The organism is Paenibacillus terreus, assembly GCF_042138595.1.
Taxonomy (GTDB): Bacteria; Bacillota; Bacilli; order Paenibacillales; family Paenibacillaceae; genus Paenibacillus; species Paenibacillus terreus.
Window position 1 is genome coordinate 34,162 of record NZ_JBHIRX010000005.1, and the last position, 25,705, is coordinate 59,866.

The window sequence follows — 25,705 nt, forward strand, 5'->3', positions numbered from 1 at the left end:
TCCCGGCTGAATTCAAGATTCGATGTCGAGTCCGCTTCCTGATTGACTTCGTGATCAAAAGATGACTTTTTGAACAACCTCTATCAGTGTATGTCGCCGTGTTTGAAATTTAGAACAAGCTAGGAAGCGACCTTGGCCGCGGCGAACGGCCGAATGGCATGATCCTGGTCGAGGGCGGGTACGACGGAATACAGATCCACGCGCGCGCAAAATTCAATGTCTTCATCATATCCCAGCTGTCTCAGCCGCTGGCCGCCGCTGCAGTCCCGAATCAGTTGAACCAGCTCGGTTTTGGTGTGCCGGGCGGCAAAGTGCAGCATTTTCCCGAAATCATTGAGCTCCAGGTCCTCTCCAAGTGTTTTATACACTTCATCAATCATATACCCTGCGCATAATCCGTCCTCCAATGCAAACCGGTCCTGGCTGCCTGCACAGATGATCATAGTGTTGCGGCCGATCGATTTCACCGCCTCGGCGCAGGCGCTTAAATTGAGAAATGAACCGGCAAGAATGCATGCAGCGCGGTGGGCCTTGAAAAATGCGCGCGTCCCGTTGGACGTTGTCAGTACAACCCGCTTGCCCTGGACAGCCTGGCCGGTGTACTCTTCCGGCGAATTGCCTGCATCAAAGCCCGCGATTTTGCGGCAGTACCGTTCGCCGCCAAGCCACACATCCGGCTGTTTCCATTGTCTGGCCTGAGGGACCGTCTCGACAGGCACCACACAGTCCGCTCCATTCGCGAGCGCCGTTACAATCGTGCTGGTCGCCCGCAGCACGTCGATTACCACCACACATTTATTGGCAGCTTCTTCCGCTATAACTTCATTGACACTCCCGATTACATCAATGCGCATTCTGGTGCCTCCTCATTTCAATTAAGCTTCCCCTCGATATCGGCTGTCGGGTTTGTCACCCAGCAGGCGGTGTCTCCACGCAGCCCCCTCCGCAGCGCCTCCAGAGCGGTTACATCCTGAAATGAGATGTTGCCCAGATGTACATTCGGGCCCAGCGTCTGCAGCAGAAAAACCTGCTGTTCTTTACGTGGAGCCTCCCACATGACCTTTTCGGGTGAGGACATAACCTGCAGAATGCTCTTGAAATCCTGCTCCTTCAAGCTTCCGTCCGCGTTATAGACACCCGCTCCGCTTCCTGATTCTCTTCCTTCAATAATGACCAGTTCGGCTCCGAGTTCGAGATCGATGGCTGCCGTCTCCACAAAGTGTTTTATGGCGAGCGGCTGACCGCCCAGCTTTTTGCCATACTCCGTAATGACGGTGAACCCCATATCCTGCCCGCGCAGAATCAGTTCGGACCTCTTCTGGCGTGTCATCGGAAAGCTGCCGTCCGATATTTCCAGAGCGTTGAATCCGAACTGCCGGAGCTGGGCCAGAAACTCATTCTGCAAGCCTAGTGCCAGGGCGGTCTCCAGCAAAGTGCCGCCGGTCATGATGAGTATGCCCTGGCTTTTGGCATGATCGATTTTGGACAGCAGGATATCGTCCGGAGTCAGGACCGCAGTGCCGAAGCCCAGTTTAATGATATCGATATACGGTGAGGACATGCGAAGCAGATCGCTGAAAGCATTGGGCCCGAGCCCTTTGTCCATGACCATGGTTTTTCCGGTGCCGCCGGCTGTGCCCGTTCTGCCTCCCGCGGGGTCCTGGAGAGCCGGATGCCAGCGGTCCGATTGAGCTTCTCTCATCGGTAAAGCCTCCTTGTAATTAAATCCCTGTTTTTCATGGGTCAATATATGCCGGAAGTTTTGGCCCGGTGCCTATTCAGTGAGAACTAATTTCTCACACTCTTGCATATCTATCTATTAGCAGGGCAGAAACGGAAGGAGGGTACGGTATTGGACAAATTCGTAGCCGGAATGGGGATGATTCGCCTGTTGTCCGGCTGTATAGAAATTGCTGCAGCGTTGATTATGCTGAGGCTGAACCAGGTCGAGAAAGCGCTGATTGTCAACACGGGTCTGGCCATGGTAGGGCCGTTGGTGCTGCTTACGACAACGACGATCGGTCTGGTGGGTATGGCGGACAAGCTGTCATGGGACAAGCTGATGTGGGTTGGATGCGGTGTCGCCTGCCTCATGTTTGGTATTTTAAAAAAATGATAGATAGAAGAGCGTCATATTCGACCGGTCCAAGCATAGACTTGTCATAAGATCAGACTGGATCATAACCACAACAGCGGAGGGGTCCTCTTATGGCAATGGATTGGTTAGACCTTTTTCCCGAACCGGTGAGAAGCATGCTCCGCAGACTTCCGCAGACAGTGTTCGACCGCCTCGAAGAAGTCCGGATCAGAGAGAATAGACCGCTGGAAATCAACAGCAGCGGCGAGCATCACTTCCTTACCCCCGGTGGCAGGATGACGCTGCAGCCCGGGGAAGCTTACCGGCCGGACAAGGAGGATACGAGCCGTCTTCTTGATTTGATCAGCAACCACTCCCTGTACACGATGGAAGAAGAGCTGCGTAAAGGCTTCATCACCATCCCCGGAGGGCACCGGATTGGACTAGCCGGCAGGGCGGTGCTGAGCGGCGGCAAGGTTGAGCATTTGCGGGATATCAGCGGCTTTAATGTCAGAATTGCGCGGGCCGTCCCCGGTATTGCCGATCCTGTGCTGCCTTATGTGCTTGACGAAAGGTCCGGCCGGGTGCTGCACACGCTGGTGCTGTCGCCGCCCCAGCAAGGTAAAACGACGCTGCTGCGGGATCTGGCAAGACAGATCAGCTCCGGGACGGCGGGCAGGCGCCACACGCCCGGCGGGATGAAGGTGTGCATTATCGACGAGCGATCGGAAATTGCCGGCAGCTATAAGGGAATTCCGGGCTTTGATGTCGGACCGCGCACGGACGTCATGGACGCCTGCCCGAAAGCTGAAGGCATGATGATGATGATTCGCTCGATGTCCCCCGAGGTCATCATTGTGGACGAGATCGGGCGCATCGAGGACGCAGAGGCCATTCAGGAAGCGCTCCATGCCGGCATCAGTGTCATTGCTTCCGCTCATGGAAGAGATTTGTCCGAGCTGTCGAGGAGACCCGCATTTCAGGCACTGGCAGGACAGGCGCTGTTCGAACGGTACATTCTGCTTGAACGCAAGGGCCGGCAAATTTCCTTTCGCGCCGCCGATGCCAAGCAGCGGATGCTGTCTTTAACCGCCACCGGCAAGGGGGGGAGCGGTCCATGCTGAAGCTGATCGGCGCCACGTTGATTCTGCTGGCGGCAACTGTGGGCGGATGGCTGAAGGCCAGACAGTTTGCCGACAGGCCCAGGCAGATCAGGGAGCTGATCCTTGCGCTGCAGCGCCTTGCAACTGAAATCTCTTACGGCGTGACCCCGCTGCCTGACGCCCTGTCCAAAACGGGCGAGCCTTTAAGAGAACCGCTCAGGACCATGTTCAAGCAGGCGGCGGCATCCATGCTGCCTCCATCCGGCAGGACGGCGAGGGAAAGCCTGCATGAAGCGATTGAAAGGGCCTGGCGGCATACGGCGATGAAGGCGCCCGAGCAGGACACGATGATGCAGCTGGCATACAGCCTCGGGACCAGTGACCGTGCGGATCAGATGCGCCACATCGAGCTGGCAGCCCAGCAGCTGAAGCACGAGGAAGCGTCCGCTTTGGCTGATCAGGCCAGATATGAAAAAATGAGCAGAAGCCTTGGCCTGCTGATCGGAGCACTGATCGTCATACTGATCTATTAGCGGGGTGCTTGCATGAATTTAGAAGTGAACGCGATCTTCCAAATTGCGGGGATCGGGATCATCATTGCCATGATTCATACTGTCCTGAAGCAAATGGGCAAGGAAGATATGGCGCATTGGGTCACGGTCATCGGTTTTGTTGTCGTTTTGTTTATGGTAGTTCGTCTGCTCGATAACCTCCTGCAGGAAATCAAATCGATTTTCCTGTTCCAGTAGGTGAAACATATGGAAATCATTCAGGTTGTTGGCTTCGGGCTGATCGCCACGGTGCTGATTCTGGTCGTGAAGGAGCAAAAGCCGATGTTCGCTTTTCTCATTGCGGCAGGCACGGGTATTCTGATCTTCCTGATGCTGATCGGAAAAATAGATTCCGTCATCAGTATGCTGGAAAGGCTGGCGCGCTCCTCGGGAATGGACATGATTTATTTCAAAACCGTGCTCAAAATTATCGGCATCGCTTATATCGCCGAATTCGGGGCACAGATTGTCAGGGATGCCGGCCAGGAAAGCATTGCGGCAAAAATAGAAATGGCGGGAAAGGTGCTGATCATGGTGCTGGCCCTGCCGATTATCGGCATCATCATTGAAACGATATTGAAGCTGATGCCTGCATAAAGGGTGAAAGCAATGAGGGTTATGCCGAGCGGGAAAAACGTATGGATTTTGCTGATCTGCTTCTGGTTCGCATCGGCGGGAATCATTCTGGCGGAAACTCCGGCGAATGATTGGATCAGGCAGCAGGCGGAGGAGCTTCCAAAGGATGAGGTGGAGCGGTACTGGGACGGTCTTATGAAGCAATACGGAGGTTTTTTTCCGCAGCAGAAGATGCCCTCCTTCATGGATATGCTGCTTCCGGGCGGAGAAGGCTTCAGTATGCAGGGGGTTATGGCGGCGCTCGGCGGTTTTCTGTGGAATGAAATCCTGATTAACGCCAAGCTGCTCGTGACCATTGTCATGCTGAGCATTCTCAGTATGGTGATGGAAACGCTGCAGACGGCGTTCGAGAAAAACCAGGTGAGTAAAATCGCCTACGCGCTGTGTTACATGGTCATTATCATCATTGCCATCAACAGCTTCAGTGTAGCGATCCAATATGCCCAAAACGCCATCGACAGCATGACCGATTTCATGCTGGCCATGCTGCCCCTGCTATTCACCCTGCTCGCTTCCATGGGCAACATCGTGACCGTATCGGTTACACATCCGCTGATTGTATTCATGATTCACACGATCAGCACGATAATCCATACCGTCGTGTTTCCGCTGCTGTTTTTCTCGGCGCTGCTGCACCTGGTCAGCTCCATATCCGATAAATACAAGCTTACCCAGCTCGCGGATCTGCTCCGCAACATCGCCGCAGGCCTGCTGGGGACGCTGCTCACCGTATTCCTCGGAGTGATTTCCGTACAGGGCTGGACATCATCGGTAACCGACGGCATGACCCTGCGGTCCGCCAAATTTGTCGCCAGCAATTTTGTACCGGTGGTAGGCAGGGCGCTAGCGGATGCGGCGGACACTGTAATTTCCGCGTCACTGCTGGTCAAGAATGCGATCGGCCTGGCGGGAGTCATCATCATTTTGTTTTTATGCGCCTTTCCGGCCTTGAAAATACTGACACTTGCCCTGATCTATAATGTGACCGCAGCCATCATGCAGCCCCTTGGTGATACGCCCATTGTCAGCTGCCTGCAGGCTGTCGGGAAAAGCATGCTGTTTGTGTTCGGGGCGGTGGCGGCAGTGGGGCTGATGTCTTTTTTGGCGATTACGATCATGCTCGCTGCAGGAAATATGACCGTTATGATGAGGTGAGGAAAATGGTTCCAGGCAAAAATCGAAAGCTTGGCAGAGGAGTGCTGAGGCTCAAGCCGGGAAAAGTGATGGCAGAAGGAAAAGGGGAAACCGGTCATGTCGTGGTTGGGCGAATGGTTAAGGCATCTGGTCATGGTCGTGCTGCTGGCCGCGTTCGTGGATTTGATCCTGCCAAGCCGATCCATGGAAAGGTATGTCAGGCTTGTGCTGAGCCTGCTCGTTCTGCTCGCATTGATCTCCCCGATCGCACAGCTGCTCCGCGGCAATCCGGCCGCTGAACTGCGCCAGGCTTTCCTGGCCCAAGAACGGGCCGAAAGCGGACAAAAGCAGAGTCTTGAACGAATTCTGGCCCAGGGCCAGCAACTGCAGAAGAAGCAGGAGCAGACTGCGATGCAATACGCAGCAGGCGAGGTAGCGCGGCAAATGAAGGGACAGATCGAACAGGAAACAGGGGAAAGGGTGCAGTCGGTGGAGGTTGCGTTTGCGCAGGATAAGCAGACAGCAGAGGAAATGAGCACGGGCACGAGCATTGCCTCGGTCAAGGTAAAACTGGCCGGCCAAACTGCCGCTGACGATCCGGATAAACCCCCGGATGGGGAAAAGACAGTTGAAAGCATTGAGCCTGTCACCGTCCCGACAGTCCCCGAGACGGAAATTGAGGTCCAAATCGGGCAGGATTCGAAAGCGGCAGACGGGGAGGACACGGTGCCGCAAACGAAGCAGACAGGGACAGACAGGAAAGCGGAGGAGATTGCAGAGCTGCTTCATAAGCAATGGGGAATCGGCATGGATAAGGTTCAGGTGCTGATCCCGGAGGAAGCAGTATGACCATGCTGCGGGAGGTGATGAGGTTTTGGGGAAATGGAAGGATCTATGGGAGCGCTGGATCGGCGGGGGGCCTGGTGCGCAGAAGCGATTCAATACGTTCCGCTGGTTGCTTATCCTTGGGCTGGTCGGGGTTGCGATCATGCTGTTCAACTCCTTCGTGAATGTTAGGGAAATCGACCCCGAAAACGTTGGGCGGGAGCCGCCGGCGGGCGGCAGCAGCCCGGTGCTGGAACCGGCAGCGGAAGAGGCCGGGACCTTTGATCAGGTTGAGAAGACGTTTGAGGATAATATGAAGACGATGCTGGAGCAAATTGTTGGTGTAGGCGCAGTAGATGTCATGGTAACGGTGGACTCAACGGAGGAGATTGTCGTGCAGCGCAACACGAAGGATACCCAGGAGGAGACGGAAGAGACGGACGCCAGCGGCGGCAAGCGTCACACAACCCAGTATACCCGTGACGGGGAAATCGTGACTTATGAGAACAGCGGAGGAAATACACCGATTATTACGAAGAAAATCAAGCCGAAGGTCAGAGGCGTTCTTGTTGTCGCCAAGGGGGCGGAGAATCAGGTGGTCAAACAGCTGATCACGGATGCGGTGCAAAAAGGGCTTAACGTCCCTTCATATCGCATCTCGGTTGTCCCGCGCAAGCAGGAGTAATTTACAAGAAAAGGCAGGAGGGTTTTGGAATGAATAATAAAAGACAAACGATTTGGCTTGTTTCCATGCTTAGCTTGATGGTTGTGCTTTCAGCCTACTATTTGTTTACGGAGGACACCGGCACAGCCACCGATCCGGTTGCGGACAGCGCACAGGTTATGGATGGCGGGAAAGCTGCAGCTCCCGGAACCGGGGGCTCCGACGAACTGACGGTCAATGAGGTGGTCACAGAAGGTGCTGATGCGGCATCCGGTGAAGAAGCATCGGATCAAACAGCGTCTGGTGAATCTGCGTCTGGTGAAACAGCATCCGACAATACAGCGTCAAACGATACAGCGGCATCCAATGACACGGCTTCCGGAACAGGGCAGGCGACAGAAGGAGGTGCTTCCAAGGGAACAGAGGGGCAAACCGCTGCGACTGGAACGGAAGGCTCTTCTAAGTCCGCCGGACAGCAGACGGAAGTGGCTAAGACAGACGAACAGGTGCTGGAAGAAGTTAAGGCAGGGCAGCAAGCGGGTCAGGAAGCAAAAGAAACGGCAGCTGCGGTTATCGACGATTATTTGTTTGAGCGCGAGGTGAACAATCAGAAAAAACAGGAAGAACTGATGGCGGCTATGAATGACAAGTCCTCCACGGAAGCGGCGGCGGCTCAGAAGGAACTGACGGCGCTTGAAGACAAGCAGGCGAAAATTACAGGCATCGAGGAAGAGCTTGAGCAGCAGTTTGCCAGTGCGGTCGTCAAGGAAGAGGATAACGACGTATACAAAGTGGTTGTGCTGAGCGACAAAATGGATGCCAAGCAGGCAGTAAGCATTGTGGATAAAGTCATGAAGGAGCTTAATGTAACACAGGACAAAATCAAAGTTCAGTATGTATCCGAGTAACAGGCGCATTCTCCTGAATGGGGAGCCATATACAGCTAAAAATAAAAGATACCGATGGCAGCTGATCGGTATCTTTTATTTTGCTTTCCATTACCGGGGGAAGAATCGGTTTAAAAACCCGTTTATGATTTTGATAAAGATTAATCAGGGGTTGTCGGGAGAGACAATACTCCGGGCTCTTTCTATTTCGGTCGATTGTGATATAATACAAAAAGCTGTCAGGCTGTCCAAGCGACAGATGCGGGCAGCGCATGCGGCAGTGCGTCCTGTTCTGTATGACCGGCAGGCCATGCTGATGTGAAGATGCGCTGCAACCGGCATAATGCTGAAGGAGTGAATAATTGCGATGTTTAAATTAAGCGAGATTAAGGAATTGATCAAGCTAGTGGATGAGACGTCCGTTCAGGAATTGGAGATTGAGAATGAAGGTGCTCGCCTGATGATCCGCAAGCCCGGCAAGAGTGAGGTCGTAACGGTTCAGGCACCGACGGCGGCACCTGTCTACGCTGCGGCTTCGCAGGCGATCGTGTCCAGTCCTGCAGCCCAGCCTCAGCCCGCAGCCGCAGCGGTGGATCAAGCGGCTGAACCTGCGTCCAATTTACATAAAATTGTATCTCCGATGGTAGGGACCTTCTACAGAGCGTCCTCTCCGGACGCTGCGCCATTCGTCAGCGCAGGCGACAGGGTCGGGGAGAAAACGACGGTCTGCATCATCGAGGCAATGAAGCTGATGAACGAGATTGAGGCCGAGGTCAAAGGCGAAATTGTTGAAGTTCTGGCCGAGAACGGCCAGCTTGTGGAGTACGGTCAGCCGCTGTTTCTGGTCAAGCCGGAGTAAGCTGTTTGCGCAGTCTGGTACGGCTGCTTCTCTAAGGAGGATAAATGATCATGAAATTTCATAAAATATTAATCGCCAACCGCGGAGAAATAGCGGTCCGCATCATCCGGGCATGCAGGGAAATGAATATTTCAACGGTGGCGGTCTATTCGGAAGCCGACAAAGACTCTCTTCATGTGAAGCTTGCCGATGAAGCTTACTGCATCGGACCAACGCTGTCCAAGGACAGTTATCTGAACTTCACGAATATTATGAGCGTGGCTACGCTGACCGAATGTGATGCCATTCACCCTGGCTACGGATTTTTGGCCGAGAATGCGGACTTCGCCGAAATTTGCGCATCCTGCAATATTACCTTTATCGGGCCTTCTCCCGAGGCGATTACGAAGATGGGAGACAAGGCTGTTGCTAAGCAGACCATGAAGGAGGCAGGTGTACCGGTTATCCCTGGCTCCGACGGTTTGGTGGAAAGTCTTGAGGAAGCGGTTATGATCGCCCGCGATATCGGCTATCCCGTCATTATCAAGGCGACAGCCGGCGGCGGCGGCAAAGGCATCCGAATCGCGGAGAATGAAGAGATGCTCATCCAGCAGATCACGACCGCCCAGCAGGAGGCGCAGAAGGCGTTTGGCAACGCTGGCGTGTATCTTGAGAAGTATTTGACAGGTATGAAGCATGTTGAAATCCAGGTGATTGCGGACAAACACGGCAACGTTGTCCACTTGGGCGAACGGGACTGCTCCGTGCAGCGCCGGCGGCAGAAGCTTGTCGAGGAAGCGCCATGCCCCGTTTTGTCCGAAGAAACCCGCCAGCAGATGGGAGAAGCGGCAGTGCGTGCAGCCAAGGCCGTACAGTACTCCGGGGCGGGAACGCTTGAATTTTTGCTGAGTCCGGACAATTCCTTTTATTTCATGGAGATGAATACCCGGATTCAGGTAGAGCATCCTGTGACGGAAATGATCACTGGAGTGGACTTGATCAAAGAGATGATTTCTGTAGCCGAGGGCCATGAGTTGTCATTCAGGCAGGAGGAAGTCGTCATTAACGGCTGGTCCATCGAATGCCGGATCAATGCGGAGGACCCTTCCCGCAACTTTATGCCGGCGCCGGGCAAAATCGGTTTTTATCTGCCGCCGGGGGGACCTGGAGTACGGGTGGATAGCGCCGCTTATCCGGGGTACAGCATCCCGCCTTATTACGATTCCATGATCGCAAAGCTGATCGTATGGGGACAGACGCGTGAAGATGCCATCGCGAAAATGAAGCGTGCGCTCTCGGAGTTTGCCGTTGAAGGCATTCCAACGACGATTTCCTTCCATCAGCGGCTTTTGGAGCATCCGACGTTCATCAATGGTAATTTTGATATTAAATTCCTTGAGGAAAACGAAGTCTGAGCGCCTGCTGCAGTGTTTGTCATAATGTTTTCCAGATGATATAGTATGGATAAAAGTACGCCTGTGTCTGCAGGCTACGGTGATCCTAGCTAACCGAAAGGTGTGTAAATTATGGGCACAATGCCAACGGAATTTGAAAGAACGGAAATTGGTGAAATTCAGATTGCTCCTGAAGTCATCGAAGTCATTGCCGGTCTGGCTACGGTTGAGGTCAAAGGGGTTGCGGGCATGAGCGGCGGTTTTGCAGGCGGTTTTGCCGAGCTGCTCGGACGCAAGAACCTGTCCAAGGGTGTTAAGGTGGAAGTAGGCCAGCGCGAGGCGGCTGTGGATGTATCTGTCATTATCGAATACGGCAATCGCCTGCCAGAGGTGGCCTCCCTGATTCAGCATAACGTCAAACGTTCCATTGAGAACATGACCGGCCTGAATGTGGTGGAAGTGAACGTCCATATTCATGACGTACAGTTCAAGAACGCAGAACGCACTGCGGAAGAGAGCGATCTTTCAGGCCGCGTTAAATAAGATCTTTCTGCGTAAAACCCCCGACCTTTGGGTCGAGGGTTTACTCTAATTTCAAGGAGGCTGTGCAGTTCGTGGCTAAAATTGTGGATAGACTTTTGCTGTTTGTGTACAGCTTGAGTATCGGAATTGCATCCGTTATTGCCATCCTCCTTCTGAGCGGTGTTATCCCGCCTCAGTTGGGCAACTTGGATGAGAGGAAACTATGGACGGCAGCGCTGACGGTCGCAATTATTTTGTTTCTGCTCAGCCTCCGGTTTATTTACGTTTCCTTCCGCCGCGACCGGCAAAGCCAGACCACCATTGATCAGCGTACAGAGTATGGGGACATCCAGATTTCTGTGGAGACGATTGAGAACCTGTGTCTCAAAGCGGTCTCCAGGTTCCGTGGGGTCAGCGATTTAAAATCACGCGTCAAGGTAACGGAATCGGGTCTGGATATTACCATCCGTGCGGTGGTTGAGGGTGACATGTCCATTCCCGGATTGACCTCCGATATGCAGAAGGCTGTTCATGATCATTTGGAGGAAATTACCGGCATCCCGGTGTCCAACGTGTCGGTATACATTGCGAATGTCGCCGCATCCCCGGCTTTTAAGAGCCGTGTGGAATAAGGGGGGTTACGAATGCCTTCCTGGTATGAAATATGGTTGGAGTACAAGGGACGGATTTTAGGGATTGCGTGTGGTATCGGCCTTGGTATTGTATATTTAGTATCAGGTTTAGTAGATATGTTGATCTTTGCATTATTGGTGTTCATCGGATATACGCTGGGAAAAAGGTTTGATGCCAAGCTCGATGTTTTTGAGCCGCTAGTGAAGCTCGGGGACTGGATCTTCAACCGTAAGCGGCCCTTTAAATGAACCCTGTGATACGCTTTCTCCAAAACCAGAGCCGCAGCTTGTCTACGCCCGTTGTTTTTGGAGCCAGCGTTCACCGGGTTTTTTTAGATTATCTGATGTAAAAGTGAGTGTTCAAAAAGTCAGGTTTTCAGCACCAAAGCCTATGCTTCCGAAGTGCGTTTTTTCAAAACGCTGGAGTTGAATGAAGCTAGGGACTGAGGAGCGGAGCGTACTTGGGGTACGCGAGCACCGGAAGGCCCGGCTGAATTCAAGATTCGATGTCGAGTCCGCTTCCTGACTTCCTTCGTGATCAAAAGATGACTTTTTGAACTACCTCTATAAGTTTTCAAAGCGGAGCTTGGTTGAAAGGGTATTAGGGCAAGATAAAAAGCAATTCTGACTGTGATGATTATGAGCAAGTGTAGGAGGCCTGCATGAAAAGACGTTTAGCAAGGGAACTGGCGGTACAAATCATGTACCATATGGAAATGAATGAGGTGAAGGCGGAGGAAGCGGTGGACATGCTGCTGCAGGAAGCAGCCGAGGATAATGAGGCTGAGGTCGTCGTAAAAGATGAGGCTGCACTGCGGCAATATGTACTCGATATGGTTGCGGGAACCTGGGAGCAGCGCTCTGCCATCGATGCCCTGCTTTCCGACTATTTGAAAGGCTGGCAGGTCAGCAGGCTTTCCAGGGTGGACCGTCAAATTTTGCGCCTGGCAGCGTATGAAATGATCTTCCGTGAAGACATTCCGGCTAAGGTGGCCGTCAATGAAGCGATTGAGCTGTCCAAGCATTTCGGCACAGAGGAGTCCGGTAAATTCGTTAATGGTGTCCTCGGACGCATGATTCAGGATTTGGAGCAGCTGAAATCCCGCTTTGTCTAAAATAGAGCAGCTAATTATTAAGTGAATTGAGGGAGAGTGTAAACATGGCAGCACCGTTGATTAGTGGTACACAAGTTTCTCAGGAAATCCGCGCGGATATCAGAAAAGAAGTCGAGGAATTGAAAGCGCAGGGCCTGGTGCCAGGCCTGGCGGTTGTTCTTGTAGGCGAGGATCCCGCTTCCCAGGTTTATGTCAGAAACAAGGAAAAGGCCTGCCATGATCTCGGGTTTTATTCCGAAGTACATCGCCTGCCTGCGGATACCGGACAGGAGGAACTGCTTGCGCTGGTTGATCGGCTAAACCGTCAGGACTCCATTCACGGTATTCTTGTGCAGCTGCCGCTTCCTGCTCATATTGAGGAAAAGGCGGTTATCGACGCCATTGCCGTACATAAGGATGTCGACGGATTTCATCCGGTCAATGTGGGCAATCTGGTGATCGGGGACGACAGCCTGCTGCCGTGCACTCCGGCAGGTGTGATTGAGCTGATCAAGCGCACAGGCCTTGAGATGGCGGGCAAGCATGCCGTTGTCATCGGCCGAAGCAATATTGTGGGCAAGCCGGTTTCGCTTCTTCTGCAGCGTGAAAACGCAACCGTGACGATGTGTCATTCCCGCACAAGCAATATGGCTGAGTTGTGCAGACAAGCGGATATTCTTGTCGTTGCCATAGGCCGCGCCAATTTCATTGATGCCAGCTATGTCAAACCGGGAGCCGTCGTCATTGATGTCGGCATGAACCGCTTGGACAACGGCAAACTGGCAGGCGACGTTGATTTTGCTAGCGTACAGGAAGTTTCCGGGCCGATTACGCCTGTGCCGGGCGGTGTCGGGCCGATGACGATTACGATGCTGATGAAAAATACGCTGATCGCAGCCAAACGCTCTCGCGGTTTTAAATAAGGCGGGCCTGCCATGGCGGAGCAAAAAATATTTTCCATCAAGGAATTGAACAGATATATCCGCATGAAGCTGGAGTCCGACCGGGTGCTGTCCGATGTATGGATCCGCGGTGAAATTTCAAATTTCACGCATCATTCCAGCGGGCATATGTATTTCACCTTGAAAGATGAGAGCAGCCGCATCAAATCGATCATGTTCGCATCGCATAACCAGCGCCTGCCTTTTGTACCGAAGGAGGGCTCGCGTGTGATCGCGCGCGGCAACGTGTCGGTCTATGAACGGGACGGGCAGTATCAATTCTACGCCACGCATATGCAGCCGGACGGGATAGGAAGTCTCTATCTGGCATACGAGCAGCTCAAGCAGAAGCTTGAGGCGGAGGGTTTATTTGCTCAGGAGCGCAAACGCGCGCTGCCGCGGTTTCCGCGGACGATCGGGGTGGTCACCTCCCCAACGGGCGCGGCGGTCCGCGATATTATAACAACGCTGCAGCGCCGCTACCCGCAGGCGCGGGTGTTATTGTACCCTGTGCTGGTGCAGGGAAAAGGGGCGGCTGCCTCGATTGTAAAAGCGATAGCGAAGCTGAACGAGATGATGGAAGCGGATGTGCTCATTGTCGGGCGGGGCGGCGGATCGCTGGAGGAGCTGTGGGCCTTTAACGAGGAAATCGTAGCCCGTGCCATTTATTCATCTGCGATTCCCGTTATTTCGGCCGTTGGCCATGAGACGGACTTTACAATCGCCGATTTTACGGCCGATCTGCGGGCCGCCACACCGACCGCTGCCGCCGAGCTGGCGGTGCCGCATCTGTTAGAGCTTATCGACCAGGTACGGCAGCGCGAGCGGCGGCTGCGGATCGCGCTAAAGCAGCGTGTCGTTGCCGAACGGGGGCGTCTGGCCAGGCTGCAGCGCTCTCCGGTGCTGGTCCATCCAAGGCGCCGTCTGCTGCAGCATGCCGAGCGTCTGGACATGCTGCGCGACAGGCTGAAGCGGGCCACAGCGAGCCGCGCGCGTCTGCATAAAGAGCAGAACGCGCGGCTCCTGCATGCGCTTGAGCGCTTTAATCCACGGGAGCAGGTGCAGGCATCAAGACGCCAGCTGCAGCAATCAGAGCGCCGGATGCTGTCGGCGGCGGGCGGGGTGCTCAAGAGCAGCAGGCAGCAGCTCGCCTCTGCGGTGCGGCAGTTGGATGCGCTCAGCCCCTTGAAGGTGATGGCCAGAGGTTACAGTCTCGTGTACGACGAACAGGAGACCAAGCTTATCAAATCGCTCCGGGACGTTCAGCCCGGGGATTTAATCAAAATAAAAATGAGCGACGGGCAGCTGGACTGCCAGGTGTGGGGAATGAAGGAGGTCGACAAGCAGCATGGCGAATGAGACAGAGCTGACTTTTGAAGAAGCGATGGCAGCCCTTGAGGATATCGTCGGACAACTGGAGCATGGAGATGTTCCGCTTGAACAGGCAATAGATCTTTTTCAGCGCGGTATGAAGCTGTCACAGCTGTGCAGCCAGAAGCTGGAGCAGGTGGAGCGCAAAATTGAAATGATTGTGGATGAAGACGGAGACACCCGGACGAAGCCATTCGGGGCTGATTTTGAAGAAAACGGCGGTGAACGTGCTTGAGCAGCAGGTTAGGCTTCAAGGAATATATGGAAAGCACCACTGCGGAAGTGTCGGAGGAGTTGTCCCGCATCATCCCTGAGCATTGGGAGGTTCCGGAGACGCTAAAGTCTTCGATGTACTACTCGCTGATGGCCGGCGGCAAGCGTCTGCGCCCGCTGCTGGTTGTCGCGGCAGCTGAAGCGTTCGGCGGCAGCAGAGCGGCGGCGCTGCCGATCGCTTGTGCGGTTGAAATCGTACATACGTATTCGCTCATTCATGATGATCTGCCCGCTATGGATAATGACGATTATCGGCGGGGCAAGCTGACGAATCATAAGGTGTACGGGGAGGCTGCAGCCATACTGGCGGGGGACGCGCTGCTGACACACGCCTTTTACTGCATAGTACAGGCAGGACGGTCGCACGGTGTTCCGGCTGAGCGGCTGCTCTGCATTGTTGAGGATCTGGCGGAAATGGCCGGGGCCCGTGGCATGGTTGGCGGCCAGGCGGCGGATATGGCCGGGGAGCAGGGCATTACGCAGCTGCAGGAACTGGAGTTCATTCACCTGCATAAAACAGGCGATCTGATCATTTTCTCACTGCTCGCCGGTGGCCGTATCGGGGGAGCGTCCGCCGGGCAGCTTGAGGGGCTGCGCCGTTTCGGAAGGGATCTGGGCCTGGCCTTTCAGATACAGGATGATATTCTCGATCTTGTCGGCGATGAAGCCAAGCTGGGCAAGGCGACGCAGAGCGATGTGCAGCAGCAGAAGGTGACTTATCCCTATTTTGTAGGGATGGACGCATCCTTGCGTGAGGTTGAACGGCTTACGCAGTCCGCCAAGCAGGCGCTTGTTGATGCCGCCATTCCCGATGCCACGCGGTTGTTGGAAATTGCTGACTACCTGATGAAAAGAGATCACTAACCTGACCGACAAGGCATGTTGTTTTTTGCCTAACCCGATCTGTGTTATAATGAATGTTATTACGATTAAGCTCAGGCAGATTTGCAGCTTCATTTGTTTATTACTTGAAGGAAAGCGGGGAGATTCGCGTGCTGCTTCCACGAATAAAGCAACCAAGCGACTTGAAAACATTATCTGTTGATGAGCTGGCTTCTCTGTCCGAAGAAATCCGTAAATTTCTGATTGAGAAGCTCTCGGTAACAGGGGGGCACTTGGCATCGAACCTGGGAGTGGTTGAGCTCACGGTCGCCCTGCATTATTGTTATAACAGCCCTAAGGATAAAATGATTTTCGATGTAGGCCATCAGGCTTATGTTCATAAAATATTGACGGGAAGAATGGAAAGGTTCGACACGCTGCGCCAGAAGGATGGCCTGTGCGGGTTCGTCAAGCGCAGCGAAAGCGAGCATGACGTCTGGGAAGCCGGCCATAGCAGCACATCGCTGTCGGCGGCCATGGGTATGGCGCTCGCACGTGATCTGAAAGGGGAAGACAACAAGGTCATCGCTCTGATCGGGGACGGCGCTTTGACGGGTGGAATGGCTTTTGAAGCGCTTAACCATATCGGTCATGAAGGCAAGAATTTGATGGTGATCCTGAACGATAATGAAATGTCCATTGCACCCAATGTAGGGGCCATGCACAATTATTTGAGCAAAATCCGTTCAGACCGCCATTATTTGCGCGCCAAGGATGAGGTAGAGCAGATTCTGAAGAAAATTCCCGCCATCGGCGGCAAGCTGGCGAAATCAGCGGGACGGATGAAGGACAGCCTGAAATACATGATGGTGCCCGGCGTATTGTTTGAAGAGTTGGGCTTTACGTATTTGGGGCCGGTTGACGGTCATGATCTTTCAAAGCTGATTGATACGTTCAACCAGGCGGATAATGTGAGTGGTCCGGTCATGGTGCATGTGATTACCACGAAGGGCAAGGGCTACAAGCCGGCAGAGGCAGATTCCTATAAATGGCACGGCATTTCTCCCTATAAAATGGAATCCGGCCAGGTGTTGAAGGCCGTAGGCAACCCGATGTATACGGAAGTATTCGGGCAGACCCTGATCGAGCTGGCCCGCGAGGACGAGCGGATCGTGGCGGTCACCCCGGCCATGCCGGGCGGTTCCGGACTGATACCATTCAGCAAGGTGTTTCCGGACCGGATGATCGATGTGGGTATCGCAGAGCAGCATGCGGCCACGCTGTGTGCTGCTTTAGCCATGGAAGGGATGAAGCCGGTCTATGCTGTCTATTCCACTTTCATGCAGCGCGCCTATGACCAGATTGTACACGATATTTGCCGCCATAACGCCAACGTAATGTTTGCCATCGACCGTGCCGGGTTTGTCGGTGCTGACGGTGAGACTCATCATGGTGTGTTTGATGTTGCCTTTATGAGACATATCCCTAATCTGGTCATGATGATGCCCAAGGATGAAAATGAGCTGCGCCATATGATGAAAACGGCGCTTGAATATAACGACGGACCGATTGCTTACCGCTATCCGCGGGTCAATGTACCGGGAGTTCCGCTCGATGAGGAACTGCACGCCATTCCGATCGGCAAGTGGGAGTATTTGCGAAAGGGTGAGCAGTATGCAGTCATCTCTTGCGGCCCGATGCTGCAGGTAGCCGGTGAAGCTGCTGACACGATGAAGCGTGAGGGATTTCAGGTAGGAGTCATCAATGCCCGCTTCCTCAAGCCGCTGGATGAGGAAATGCTGCGCGAGCTCGCCCAGCAGCGGATGAAGCTGATTGTGCTGGAGGAAGCGTCCGAGGCGGGCAGCCTTGGCAGTGCTGTGCTTGAATTTTATGCCCGTGAAGGCGTACATGATATGCATGTCCATTTGATGGGCATTCCCGATATTTTTGTGGAGCATGGCTCCATTAAGGAGCAGCGAGCTCAGGTCGGCTTAACGGCCGAGGCGGTTATTGCGGAACTGCGCAAAATGGCTGCACAACCTACTTTCGGCTATGGCCGGTCCGTATAGAGATAGGAGAACAACATGTCTGACCCGAAAGAAAGAATAGATGTATTGCTCGTTGAGCAGGGATTTTACGAAAGCCGGGAGAAGGCCAAAGCAGCCATTATGGCCGGTCTGGTGTTCGCGGACGGTGAGCGCATTGAAAAAGCGGGAATGAAGGTTTCCCGCAGCAGCGAGCTGAAGGTAAAGGGCTCTGTGCATCCCTATGTCAGCCGCGGAGGGCTGAAGCTGGAGAAGGCAATACGGGAATTTGGCCTGGATATGCAGGGGCGCACGATGCTTGATATCGGCTCCTCTACCGGGGGGTTTACGGACTGTGCGCTGCAGCATGGGGCAGCCTATGTATATGCGATAGATGTCGGCTACAATCAGCTCGATTGGTCGCTCCGCAATGATGAAAGAGTCTGTGTGATGGAACGCACGAATTTCCGTTATATGACCCCGGAGGATTTAAAAGGCCCGGCGCCTGATTTTGCAAGCATTGACGTGTCGTTCATATCGCTGCGCATCATCCTGCCTCCGTTGGTTGAATTGCTCAAACGCCCGGCAGACATTGCGGCTCTCATCAAGCCGCAGTTTGAAGCAGGGCGGGAGAAAGTCGGCAAATCAGGAGTTGTCAGGGAATCCGCGACACATAAAGAGGTGCTGCATACGGTGCTTACTTTTGCCAGGGAGCTTGGACTTTCTCTGAGGGCACTGACCTTTTCTCCGATCACAGGTGGCGAGGGCAATATTGAATTTCTGGCCCACCTGCGGCTGAACGACCCGGCTTTGCCTGATGAGGGGACGGAGCTAAACCTTGATCAGCTCATTGACCGTATCGTTGCAGAGGCGGGGCAGACATTTGGCGGCAAATAGGCAAGAGGTTCTCATGAGTTCTTCACAAGAACTGTGGGAACCTTTTTTTTCGAAAATAAGAGCAAAGATTGATTAACGAACTCACGTTCGCCTATAATATTGAAAGAAGGGTAAAGGAGTTTTCGGGAACGATCACGAAATAACAAACTGAACGTCAGAACAATAAAGGCGGGATCTGGATGGACTCACGGTATGATACGTTTTTGGTTACGGCGATTTGTGCCGTTCTGGCCATTTGGGCATTATACGCGTTCCGTTCCTGGCTGCGCAAGCCGGAGCATCCCAGGCTTTATGCCATAAAACTGAATGAGGAGATCGAAGAAGGGCCCGCCTCGGCCATACTGGAGGAGAATGGCTACGAAGTTATCGGGGGGCGGCTTCGCGTTCCTCTTTCATTTGACGTTAATGGGGAAAGTATAAACAGCGGTTTATACATTGATTACATAGCAGAGCGGGATGAAGGCGTCTATATTGTCAAAACCTCGCGGCGCCGCAAGCCGATAGAGTGGAGCGGCTCGGAAATCAGGGACAAATTTTTGCCTCTGCTGCTGCTTTACCCCGAAGTGGCGGGGATTCTCTATGTGGACACGGAAGAGGGAACCGTTCGCCGGATCGAGCTGAATGCAGATGAGTGGAACCATGATTAACCAATTTACAAGGAGGACTTTATGAAGGGTCAAAGGCATATCAAAATCAGGGAGATTATTACACATCAAGATATAGAAACACAGGACGAGCTGGTTGAGGCGCTGCGTGAAGCGGGCTTTCAGGTGACGCAGGCCACCGTATCCAGGGACATTAAGGAGCTGCTCCTAATTAAGGTGCCCATGGATGACGGAAGATATAAATATTCGCTCCCGAGCGACCAGCGCTATAATCCGGTTCACAAATTAAAGCGGGCGCTGGTGGATAATTTTTTGCAAATCGACAGCACCGGCAATCTGATCGTGATGAAATGTCTGCCAGGGACTGCGAACTCCATTGCAGCTCTGCTTGACAGCATCGAATGGCCGGAGATCATGGGCACGATCAGCGGTGACGACACGATCCTGATCATTTGCCGCACCCATGAGAACAGCACGGACGTTGTAAAACAGATCATGTCCTATATATCCTGATGAATTACCGTATGATGTTGGAGGTGTAGCAGCAGTGCTTGTTTCATTATCGATAAGAAATCTGGCAGTGGTTGAATCGGTGGATGTTCATTTCCACCAGGGCTTTCATGTGCTGACAGGGGAAACAGGGGCAGGGAAATCCATTATCATCGATGCTCTTGTACTGATCTCGGGGGGCAGAGGAGCAGCGGATCTGGTGCGTTATGGCTGCGACAAAGCCGAAATGGAAGCTCTCTTCGAGCTTCCCGCCGAACACCCGGTGTGGGAGGTGCTTGCCAGGCTGGGCATTCAGGGAAATGCGGATGAGCACCTGCTGATCCGCAGAGAGCTTGCCTCGACCGGCAAGAGCACCTCAAGGATTAACGGTCAGCTTGTCAATTTAAGCATGCTGCGTGAAGTCGGCGAGCATATTGTCAACATCCATGGACAGCATGAACCGCAAAACCTGCTGCGGACCGACCGGCATCTGGCGCTGCTGGATACATACGGCGACGGCATCATCGGACCTGTAAAATCCCGCTACCGCGAAAAATACAGCGCTTTTGTCAAAGCCGAGAAGGAACTGAGAGAACTGCAGGAATCAAGCCAGAAATCGTATCAAATGCTTGATATGTACCGCTTTCAGCTGGAGGAGATCGCCTCCGCAAGATTGCAGTCTGGCGAGGATGAATTATTGACGGAAGAACGGGTCAAACTATCCCACAGCGAGAAAATGATGGATGCTGTTGCCGGGGCATATGAACTGCTGCAAAGCCAGCATGGACTGGATGCCGTAAGCAGCGCCGCCGCCATGCTGGAGGACATCTCCCACTATGACAGCAAGCAGCTGCAGCCTATTACGGAACAGATTCAGTCCGCGTATTACCAGCTGGAGGACGCTGCTTTTCAGCTTCGCTCCTACAGGGAGCAGATTGAATTTAATCCGGAACGGCTTCAGGAGGTCGAGCAGCGACTCGCCCTGATTGCAGGTCTGCGCCGTAAATACGGAGACAGTGTTGAGCAAATCCTGGAGTATTACAAAAAAATTGAGCATGAAACGGATAAGCTGGAAAACAAGGATGAGCGTCTGGAGAAGCTTACCGCACAGCGTGACAAGCTGCTTGCCAGGCTGCTTGCAGCAGCCGATGAGCTGTCTGCCGCACGGAAGCAATGTGCAGAGGATCTGGCCGTACAGGTGGAAAGGGAGCTCAAGGATTTGCAGATGGGACGGACCTCTCTGCGTGTGCGTATCGATCCGCTGGAAGATCCGCGCGGCTACGAATGGAACGGGCGCAAAGTCCGGCCGACCAAGCAGGGCATTGATAATGCGGAATTTTTAATTTCAGCCAACCCGGGCGAACCGCTCCGGCCGCTGGGCAGAATCGCATCGGGAGGCGAAATGTCCCGTGTGATGCTGGCGCTCAAAAGCATCTTTGCCCGCCATGATCAGATTCCGGTGCTCATTTTTGATGAAGTGGATACCGGGGTCAGCGGACGAGCGGCGCAGTCCATAGCCGAGAAGCTGTACAGGCTGTCCTCTGTCTGCCAGGTATTTTCCATTACCCACCTTCCGCAGGTGGCCTGCATGGCTGACAGCCAGTATCTCATCGAGAAAACCGTGCATGATGGCCGCACCATGACACAGGTTGAGGAATTGTCGGATGAGGGAAGGGTGAAGGAACTGGCCAGAATGCTGGGCGGCGTGGAAATTACGGAGAAAACGCTGCATCATGCACAGGAAATGCTGAATTTGGCAAAAGCGCAGAAAAGGGAAGAACAGCGGATAGAGTAATGATTGACAGTAATAAAAGCCTGGGGGCAAGGTTACCTTATAGGTACGCAATTGGCGACGACCTTTACTCGTCAAGCGAAAGAAGCAAAGGGAGCGTGACAGCCATTGAAAGTGAACTCCAGGAACAAACTGCCCGGACTTTTGCTTGTCTTCTTTCTTTGTCTAGGAAGTGTTTTTATGTTCGTCCGGCACGCGGAAGCACAGCCGGAGAGTCATGGTGACTCCCTCAGCCATTATAAGGGCTCAATTTTGCAGCTGAATAAGCTGGTTCAGCGAAGCCCGGTTTTTTCTTCTCTGCTTGCCAACCGGTCTGAGGTTCATCCTGTTCAGGAAATTCAAGTCATTCCCGGCGGCCAAACCATTGGCGTAAAGGTAAAATCAGCGGGGATCCTTGTCGTGGGTCACCACCTTGTGGTGCAGGATGGGGAGACCCGTTTGTCGCCCGGAGAGACTGCAGGAATCAGGCTGGGAGACCGCATCACTCATATTAACGGCCTTGTTCCCGATAATTTGTCACTTGTCACGGAAGCTGTAGAACGTGCAGGCAAAGAAGGAAAGCCGCTCGAGATCACGCTCAAGCGGGGAAAGCAGACCATTCATACGAAACTGACTCCGGCATATGACCGCGAGGATAAGGCGTGGAGGCTTGGTTTGTATATCCGTGATTCAGCGGCAGGGGTTGGAACACTGACCTTTTATGCTCCTCAGCATGGCGTATACGGCGCGCTTGGCCACGTCATCACGGACATGAATACTCAAACCCCCATTGTCGTTGGCAGTGGGCATATTGTCCAATCCAACGTCACCTCCATCTCCAAGAGCCAAAATGGCGAACCGGGAGAGAAGCGTGCCCAGTTTACAAAAAACCATAAAGTTTTAGGCAGTATCGAAAGCAATACGAAATTTGGAATTTTCGGCAAAATGACCGATCTTCCCGAACACAGCGTTTATTCAAAGCCAATTCCGGTAGCATCGGCTGAAGAAGTCAAAGAGGGACCTGCAGAAATATTAACCGTGGTTGACGGTCAATCCGTCAAGCGTTTTAAAGCACGTATTCTGCATGTATCCCATCAAAGCGTTCCAGCAACAAAGGGGCTTGTCATCCGCATTGTGGATCCCCGCCTTATTGAGAAAACCGGGGGCATTGTTCAAGGGATGAGCGGCAGCCCAATCATCCAGAACGGCAAGCTCGTCGGAGCTGTCACACATGTCTTTGTGAACGACCCGCAATCGGGGTACGGATGCTTCATTGAATGGATGCTCAAGGATGCTGGGATTATTCAACATAAACAGGGCAATGCTTCCGATCTTAAGGCCGGTTAACGGCCTTAAGATTTTTTTGTTTTCCTGTAATATGGACGTGTCGTTTTATGGAACAATATGAAGAATTATAGCTAATAAAGTTGAAAAAGTGCAAAAAACTTAAATTATATCGGAAAGCATAAAAAAAATAAATAAAAATATTTTTCGACAGAAGGAATTGAATTCGATGTGTCGAAATTATATACTTCCGAGAGAAGAAATTGCCAAATCAAAAAAAATTCTATGCAGCCCATTAAAGGAGGAAGTCCATTGCAAAAAATTGAAGTGCTTTTGGCAGATGATAACCGTGAATTTACAAACTTGCTCGCTGAATATATATCGGACCAGGAGGATATGGAAGTTACCGGAATCGCTTACAACGGTGAAGAAGTACTCCAGCGTATTTCTGATTCCCACAAAATCCCCGATGTATTGATCCTGGACATCATTATGCCTCATCTTGACGGTTTGGGCGTGCTTGAGCGGCTTCGCGAAATGAATTTGCCGACACAACCGAAAATTATTATGCTCACGGCCTTCGGGCAGGAAAACATTACACAACGGGCTGTGCAGCTTGGAGCCTCCTACTATATTTTGAAGCCGTTCGATATGGAGGTGCTGGCTAACCGCGTGCGTCAGTTGGTTGGTGTGCAGACAGTCAGCAGCAGTTCGGCGATCGGAATGTCCATGACCAAATCGAATGTCGTTCCAATGGGGAAAGTCAAAAATCTGGATGCCAGCATAACATCCATCATTCATGAAATCGGTGTGCCGGCGCATATCAAAGGCTATCAATACCTGCGCGAGGCAATCACCATGGTGTACAATAATATCGAAATATTGGGGGCTATCACCAAAACGCTGTATCCGGCGATTGCGGAGAAATTTAAAACAACGCCATCACGCGTCGAACGCGCTATCCGTCATGCGATTGAAGTCGCATGGACCCGCGGCAATATTGACAGCATCAGCCACCTGTTTGGTTATACGATCAACATCAGCAAGTCGAAACCTACAAACAGCGAATTCATCGCGATGGTCGCCGACAAGCTGCGGATCGAGCATAAAGTATCGTAAGCCACACCAATCAAAGTCACACCAATCATATGCCCGGAAGCCGGCCCAATAAATCAACGATTTATTGGGTTCGTTCATTCCGGCATGCTGTTGCAATAGCTGACATGCATCATAAAGGCAGGAGGGGATTGCATATGCTGTATCTGTGGATTGTTGCCGGAACCGCAGTCGCCGGAATTATCTTATTCACCATATTACGCTTGAATAAAGGGCGCAGCAAAAAAATGCAGATTTCCAGTTCTAAGGGAGATAATGTAGTTCCTTTCCGGCGTAAAAGAGGCAAGGGCAAACCTTCTGTGCAGAAATGCAGCTTTTGCGGCAAAGAAGAGCTGTTGACCTTCTACGCAGGTGACAATGGAGTGATAAAGGGCGTCTGCAGGCACTGCAAACCGAAAGCGGAACGCAGGGATATGCTGCCGCTGTAGTTTCATGCAGCCGGTTGGATTACGCATGCATGGAAAGGAGCTTTTGTTGTGTCAAGGCTTAAACATTGGTTCAGCAGGCTGTTAGCCCGCAATGTGCTAATCTATACTTCCTTTATCGAAGAGGATTACATGAAGGCTAAATCTGTTCTCATAAGCAGAGGCATTCGGCATTATACCCGGTTTATTCGCGCCAACAATTCCAGAAGAGACGGAGCATACCCGGTCCCCTCTTCCACGACTCAATACGAAATTTATGTACGGCCCGAGGATGAGCAGACAGCTCTGCAGGCATTGACAGCCATTAAAGCATAAGAAAAACGTTTATCGACATACATTCACAGAAGCCAGACCGCGTTCAGCAGTAGTTTTTCTTGCGATTTCAGGAAGCTTATACCAAGGAGTTTATCTTTCTGAAATCTTAAGAAAAACGTTTATCGACGTACTTCTCAGAAGCCAGACCGTATTTAGCAGTAGTTTTTCTGGCAAAAATAACCCCACCATCCAAGATGGCGGGGTTAAAATATATTAACGAGCCTGTCTGTAGATCAAGTCTCCAAGCACGTCTGCTACATATCTGTTTCCTCTTTGCAAATCCGACCTGCTCAGACTGAGCCATGCCGTGCGCTCATCCATGTCAAACGACCGTTCAAGCCAGCCGGAGAAGCCTCTGCCGCGGCGATCAACCTCAACCAGCACATGAATGCCGTCACGTTCAAGGTTGAAAATAAATTCGAGTTCCTCCACCCTGCTGGAAAATTCCCGTCCCGGGTAAAATTCGATTTCCTGCACAAACGGAACGCCACGTCCAAGGCGTGGATGATATTCACAGGTGGCCTCCTTGAATCTGAATCCAAGCTCCTGGGCAGCCTGTAATACAACGGTGGCGTAAGGATGCGGAGTCACCTCAATGTAGTCGCGGTCGTTTGGATCAATGGCATTATCAATATCAAGGCCCGTCTGAATCCACACCGGCTGACGCGACAGTGTCATGGGCGTTTCCAGCGGAAGCGGGAAGGAGAACGGGATCTCCAGTCTCTCTCCCTGCCGGACGAGCAAACGGTCAGCCACATGATATTTGGCTATTGTGCAGGTCTCCTTGACCTTTTTGTCATCATGCTCTTTGATATACTCTGTCATTACTTTGATGTAAATATGATCTACCTTTTGTTCGACATTGCCGCCGCGGATATGGACCATTCCCCGAATTTCCTCGCCTGGATGGTAAGAGGCCTTTTCGAGATGAGTGTCAATTTCCGCAGCCCCAATTCCTACACTTGCAAGCATTTTGTTAAAAAAAGACATGGAAAGAACCCCCTAAAAGATATGT

At 52.6% G+C, this 25,705-nt stretch carries 32 protein-coding genes; 29 read left to right on the forward strand and 3 right to left on the reverse strand.

The features are described 5' to 3' along the window. Positions 1 to 119: 119 nt before the first annotated feature. Positions 120 to 854, reverse strand: coding sequence for a 2-phosphosulfolactate phosphatase (locus ACE5KN_RS11215; protein WP_375523486.1), 735 nt, complete (start codon positions 852 to 854; stop codon positions 120 to 122). A 17-nt stretch (positions 855 to 871) separates the two neighbouring features. Continuing rightward, on the reverse strand, positions 872 to 1,702 hold the full coding sequence (comA, locus tag ACE5KN_RS11220; RefSeq protein ID WP_375523487.1) for a phosphosulfolactate synthase: 831 nt from the start codon (positions 1,700 to 1,702) through the stop codon (positions 872 to 874). Positions 1,703 to 1,852: 150 nt separating this feature from the next. Here comA and ACE5KN_RS11225 point away from each other — a divergent pair, with 150 nt between their 5' ends. From ACE5KN_RS11225 to ACE5KN_RS11365, 29 genes are all read left to right on the forward strand, one after another. Further along, positions 1,853 to 2,116, forward strand: a complete 264-nt coding sequence (locus ACE5KN_RS11225) for a YqhV family protein (RefSeq protein WP_375523488.1) — start codon at positions 1,853 to 1,855, stop codon at positions 2,114 to 2,116. Positions 2,117 to 2,214: 98 nt separating this feature from the next. Further along, on the forward strand, positions 2,215 to 3,201 hold the full coding sequence (gene spoIIIAA / locus ACE5KN_RS11230; protein ID WP_375523751.1) for a stage III sporulation protein AA: 987 nt from the start codon (positions 2,215 to 2,217) through the stop codon (positions 3,199 to 3,201). Continuing rightward, positions 3,195 to 3,713: a stage III sporulation protein SpoIIIAB gene (gene spoIIIAB, locus ACE5KN_RS11235; RefSeq protein WP_375523489.1), complete on the forward strand. Its 519-nt coding sequence runs from the start codon at positions 3,195 to 3,197 to the stop codon at positions 3,711 to 3,713. The genes spoIIIAA and spoIIIAB overlap by 7 nt, the downstream gene beginning before the upstream one ends. Positions 3,714 to 3,725: 12 nt before the next feature. After that, on the forward strand, positions 3,726 to 3,929 hold the full coding sequence (gene spoIIIAC, locus ACE5KN_RS11240) for a stage III sporulation protein AC (RefSeq protein ID WP_355320417.1): 204 nt from the start codon (positions 3,726 to 3,728) through the stop codon (positions 3,927 to 3,929). 9 nt (positions 3,930 to 3,938) lie between these two features. After that, positions 3,939 to 4,328 (forward strand): stage III sporulation protein AD, encoded by a 390-nt coding sequence (gene spoIIIAD / locus ACE5KN_RS11245; RefSeq protein ID WP_355320416.1) that lies wholly within the window; start codon positions 3,939 to 3,941, stop codon positions 4,326 to 4,328. 12 nt (positions 4,329 to 4,340) lie between these two features. Next, positions 4,341 to 5,522, forward strand: a complete 1,182-nt coding sequence (gene spoIIIAE, locus ACE5KN_RS11250) for a stage III sporulation protein AE (protein ID WP_375523490.1) — start codon at positions 4,341 to 4,343, stop codon at positions 5,520 to 5,522. A 96-nt stretch (positions 5,523 to 5,618) separates the two neighbouring features. Beyond that, entirely contained in the window at positions 5,619 to 6,350 is a 732-nt protein-coding gene (gene spoIIIAF, locus ACE5KN_RS11255; protein ID WP_375523491.1) for a stage III sporulation protein AF, read from the forward strand. A 25-nt stretch (positions 6,351 to 6,375) separates the two neighbouring features. Further along, on the forward strand, positions 6,376 to 7,011 hold the full coding sequence (spoIIIAG, locus tag ACE5KN_RS11260) for a stage III sporulation protein AG (RefSeq protein ID WP_375523492.1): 636 nt from the start codon (positions 6,376 to 6,378) through the stop codon (positions 7,009 to 7,011). Between the two features lie 29 nt (positions 7,012 to 7,040). Then, a complete protein-coding gene (locus ACE5KN_RS11265; RefSeq protein WP_375523493.1) occupies positions 7,041 to 7,898 on the forward strand; it encodes a SpoIIIAH-like family protein in 858 nt (285 codons plus the stop codon). Between the two features lie 124 nt (positions 7,899 to 8,022). Continuing rightward, complete coding sequence (locus ACE5KN_RS11270) at positions 8,023 to 8,199, forward strand: hypothetical protein (RefSeq protein WP_375523494.1); 177 nt, start codon at positions 8,023 to 8,025, stop codon at positions 8,197 to 8,199. Between the two features lie 45 nt (positions 8,200 to 8,244). Then, on the forward strand, positions 8,245 to 8,736 hold the full coding sequence (gene accB / locus ACE5KN_RS11275; protein ID WP_375523495.1) for an acetyl-CoA carboxylase biotin carboxyl carrier protein: 492 nt from the start codon (positions 8,245 to 8,247) through the stop codon (positions 8,734 to 8,736). A gap of 50 nt (positions 8,737 to 8,786) precedes the next feature. Continuing rightward, positions 8,787 to 10,130 carry an acetyl-CoA carboxylase biotin carboxylase subunit gene (gene accC / locus ACE5KN_RS11280; RefSeq protein ID WP_375523496.1) on the forward strand — a complete coding sequence of 448 codons (1,344 nt, stop codon included), beginning with the start codon at positions 8,787 to 8,789 and terminating at the stop codon, positions 10,128 to 10,130. A gap of 111 nt (positions 10,131 to 10,241) precedes the next feature. Then, entirely contained in the window at positions 10,242 to 10,652 is a 411-nt protein-coding gene (locus ACE5KN_RS11285) for an Asp23/Gls24 family envelope stress response protein (RefSeq protein WP_375523497.1), read from the forward strand. Positions 10,653 to 10,723: 71 nt separating this feature from the next. Continuing rightward, on the forward strand, positions 10,724 to 11,263 hold the full coding sequence (gene amaP, locus ACE5KN_RS11290; protein WP_375523498.1) for an alkaline shock response membrane anchor protein AmaP: 540 nt from the start codon (positions 10,724 to 10,726) through the stop codon (positions 11,261 to 11,263). A 12-nt stretch (positions 11,264 to 11,275) separates the two neighbouring features. Then, on the forward strand, positions 11,276 to 11,512 hold the full coding sequence (locus ACE5KN_RS11295; RefSeq protein ID WP_375523499.1) for a DUF2273 domain-containing protein: 237 nt from the start codon (positions 11,276 to 11,278) through the stop codon (positions 11,510 to 11,512). Between the two features lie 413 nt (positions 11,513 to 11,925). Next, entirely contained in the window at positions 11,926 to 12,378 is a 453-nt protein-coding gene (nusB, locus tag ACE5KN_RS11300) for a transcription antitermination factor NusB (protein ID WP_375523500.1), read from the forward strand. Positions 12,379 to 12,422: 44 nt separating this feature from the next. Further along, complete coding sequence (gene folD / locus ACE5KN_RS11305; RefSeq protein ID WP_375523501.1) at positions 12,423 to 13,280, forward strand: bifunctional methylenetetrahydrofolate dehydrogenase/methenyltetrahydrofolate cyclohydrolase FolD; 858 nt, start codon at positions 12,423 to 12,425, stop codon at positions 13,278 to 13,280. Between the two features lie 12 nt (positions 13,281 to 13,292). Further along, positions 13,293 to 14,657 carry an exodeoxyribonuclease VII large subunit gene (xseA, locus tag ACE5KN_RS11310; RefSeq protein WP_375523502.1) on the forward strand — a complete coding sequence of 455 codons (1,365 nt, stop codon included), beginning with the start codon at positions 13,293 to 13,295 and terminating at the stop codon, positions 14,655 to 14,657. Continuing rightward, positions 14,647 to 14,904: an exodeoxyribonuclease VII small subunit gene (gene xseB, locus ACE5KN_RS11315; RefSeq protein ID WP_375523503.1), complete on the forward strand. Its 258-nt coding sequence runs from the start codon at positions 14,647 to 14,649 to the stop codon at positions 14,902 to 14,904. Before xseA ends, xseB begins: the two co-directional genes overlap by 11 nt. Positions 14,905 to 14,930: 26 nt before the next feature. Beyond that, positions 14,931 to 15,806 (forward strand): polyprenyl synthetase family protein, encoded by an 876-nt coding sequence (locus tag ACE5KN_RS11320; RefSeq protein WP_375523752.1) that lies wholly within the window; start codon positions 14,931 to 14,933, stop codon positions 15,804 to 15,806. Positions 15,807 to 15,934: 128 nt separating this feature from the next. Then, positions 15,935 to 17,833 carry a 1-deoxy-D-xylulose-5-phosphate synthase gene (dxs, locus tag ACE5KN_RS11325; RefSeq protein WP_375523753.1) on the forward strand — a complete coding sequence of 633 codons (1,899 nt, stop codon included), beginning with the start codon at positions 15,935 to 15,937 and terminating at the stop codon, positions 17,831 to 17,833. 15 nt (positions 17,834 to 17,848) lie between these two features. Next, the gene (locus ACE5KN_RS11330; protein WP_375523504.1) at positions 17,849 to 18,685 is read left to right on the forward strand and encodes a TlyA family RNA methyltransferase; all 837 of its coding nucleotides are present in this window, start codon (positions 17,849 to 17,851) and stop codon (positions 18,683 to 18,685) included. 179 nt (positions 18,686 to 18,864) lie between these two features. Next, positions 18,865 to 19,332 carry a hypothetical protein gene (locus ACE5KN_RS11335; RefSeq protein ID WP_375523505.1) on the forward strand — a complete coding sequence of 156 codons (468 nt, stop codon included), beginning with the start codon at positions 18,865 to 18,867 and terminating at the stop codon, positions 19,330 to 19,332. A 21-nt stretch (positions 19,333 to 19,353) separates the two neighbouring features. Next, entirely contained in the window at positions 19,354 to 19,803 is a 450-nt protein-coding gene (gene ahrC / locus ACE5KN_RS11340; RefSeq protein ID WP_355320400.1) for a transcriptional regulator AhrC/ArgR, read from the forward strand. A 34-nt stretch (positions 19,804 to 19,837) separates the two neighbouring features. Next, entirely contained in the window at positions 19,838 to 21,574 is a 1,737-nt protein-coding gene (gene recN, locus ACE5KN_RS11345) for a DNA repair protein RecN (RefSeq protein WP_375523506.1), read from the forward strand. Between the two features lie 105 nt (positions 21,575 to 21,679). Next, on the forward strand, positions 21,680 to 22,897 hold the full coding sequence (spoIVB, locus tag ACE5KN_RS11350) for a SpoIVB peptidase (RefSeq protein ID WP_375523507.1): 1,218 nt from the start codon (positions 21,680 to 21,682) through the stop codon (positions 22,895 to 22,897). A 249-nt stretch (positions 22,898 to 23,146) separates the two neighbouring features. Beyond that, positions 23,147 to 23,953 (forward strand): sporulation transcription factor Spo0A, encoded by an 807-nt coding sequence (spo0A, locus tag ACE5KN_RS11355; RefSeq protein WP_375523508.1) that lies wholly within the window; start codon positions 23,147 to 23,149, stop codon positions 23,951 to 23,953. Positions 23,954 to 24,087: 134 nt separating this feature from the next. After that, entirely contained in the window at positions 24,088 to 24,378 is a 291-nt protein-coding gene (locus ACE5KN_RS11360) for a hypothetical protein (RefSeq protein ID WP_375523509.1), read from the forward strand. A 48-nt stretch (positions 24,379 to 24,426) separates the two neighbouring features. Then, complete coding sequence (locus ACE5KN_RS11365; protein ID WP_375523510.1) at positions 24,427 to 24,690, forward strand: hypothetical protein; 264 nt, start codon at positions 24,427 to 24,429, stop codon at positions 24,688 to 24,690. Positions 24,691 to 24,903: 213 nt separating this feature from the next. Here ACE5KN_RS11365 and ACE5KN_RS11370 read toward each other — a convergent pair whose 3' ends face one another. Next, complete coding sequence (locus ACE5KN_RS11370) at positions 24,904 to 25,680, reverse strand: sporulation protein (RefSeq protein WP_375523511.1); 777 nt, start codon at positions 25,678 to 25,680, stop codon at positions 24,904 to 24,906. Positions 25,681 to 25,705 lie beyond the last annotated feature (25 nt).

Coding starts and splice junctions, on each gene's coding strand:
- ACE5KN_RS11265 (WP_375523493.1), top strand. CDS start 7,041: ATGAATAATAAAAGACAAACGATTTGGCTTGTTTCCATGCTTAGCTTG.
- ahrC (WP_355320400.1), top strand. CDS start 19,354: ATGAAGGGTCAAAGGCATATCAAAATCAGGGAGATTATTACACATCAA.
- comA (WP_375523487.1), bottom strand. CDS start 1,702: ATGAGAGAAGCTCAATCGGACCGCTGGCATCCGGCTCTCCAGGACCCC.
- ACE5KN_RS11335 (WP_375523505.1), top strand. CDS start 18,865: ATGGACTCACGGTATGATACGTTTTTGGTTACGGCGATTTGTGCCGTT.
- accB (WP_375523495.1), top strand. CDS start 8,245: ATGTTTAAATTAAGCGAGATTAAGGAATTGATCAAGCTAGTGGATGAG.
- spoIIIAB (WP_375523489.1), top strand. CDS start 3,195: ATGCTGAAGCTGATCGGCGCCACGTTGATTCTGCTGGCGGCAACTGTG.
- ACE5KN_RS11320 (WP_375523752.1), top strand. CDS start 14,931: ATGGAAAGCACCACTGCGGAAGTGTCGGAGGAGTTGTCCCGCATCATC.
- spoIIIAE (WP_375523490.1), top strand. CDS start 4,341: ATGAGGGTTATGCCGAGCGGGAAAAACGTATGGATTTTGCTGATCTGC.
- nusB (WP_375523500.1), top strand. CDS start 11,926: ATGAAAAGACGTTTAGCAAGGGAACTGGCGGTACAAATCATGTACCAT.
- spoIIIAC (WP_355320417.1), top strand. CDS start 3,726: ATGAATTTAGAAGTGAACGCGATCTTCCAAATTGCGGGGATCGGGATC.
- folD (WP_375523501.1), top strand. CDS start 12,423: ATGGCAGCACCGTTGATTAGTGGTACACAAGTTTCTCAGGAAATCCGC.
- ACE5KN_RS11295 (WP_375523499.1), top strand. CDS start 11,276: ATGCCTTCCTGGTATGAAATATGGTTGGAGTACAAGGGACGGATTTTA.
- ACE5KN_RS11360 (WP_375523509.1), top strand. CDS start 24,088: ATGCTGTATCTGTGGATTGTTGCCGGAACCGCAGTCGCCGGAATTATC.
- ACE5KN_RS11285 (WP_375523497.1), top strand. CDS start 10,242: ATGGGCACAATGCCAACGGAATTTGAAAGAACGGAAATTGGTGAAATT.
- xseA (WP_375523502.1), top strand. CDS start 13,293: ATGGCGGAGCAAAAAATATTTTCCATCAAGGAATTGAACAGATATATC.
- ACE5KN_RS11215 (WP_375523486.1), bottom strand. CDS start 854: ATGCGCATTGATGTAATCGGGAGTGTCAATGAAGTTATAGCGGAAGAA.
- ACE5KN_RS11330 (WP_375523504.1), top strand. CDS start 17,849: ATGTCTGACCCGAAAGAAAGAATAGATGTATTGCTCGTTGAGCAGGGA.
- spoIIIAA (WP_375523751.1), top strand. CDS start 2,215: ATGGATTGGTTAGACCTTTTTCCCGAACCGGTGAGAAGCATGCTCCGC.
- ACE5KN_RS11270 (WP_375523494.1), top strand. CDS start 8,023: ATGATTTTGATAAAGATTAATCAGGGGTTGTCGGGAGAGACAATACTC.
- accC (WP_375523496.1), top strand. CDS start 8,787: ATGAAATTTCATAAAATATTAATCGCCAACCGCGGAGAAATAGCGGTC.
- spoIIIAD (WP_355320416.1), top strand. CDS start 3,939: ATGGAAATCATTCAGGTTGTTGGCTTCGGGCTGATCGCCACGGTGCTG.
- spoIIIAF (WP_375523491.1), top strand. CDS start 5,619: ATGTCGTGGTTGGGCGAATGGTTAAGGCATCTGGTCATGGTCGTGCTG.
- ACE5KN_RS11370 (WP_375523511.1), bottom strand. CDS start 25,680: ATGTCTTTTTTTAACAAAATGCTTGCAAGTGTAGGAATTGGGGCTGCG.
- xseB (WP_375523503.1), top strand. CDS start 14,647: ATGGCGAATGAGACAGAGCTGACTTTTGAAGAAGCGATGGCAGCCCTT.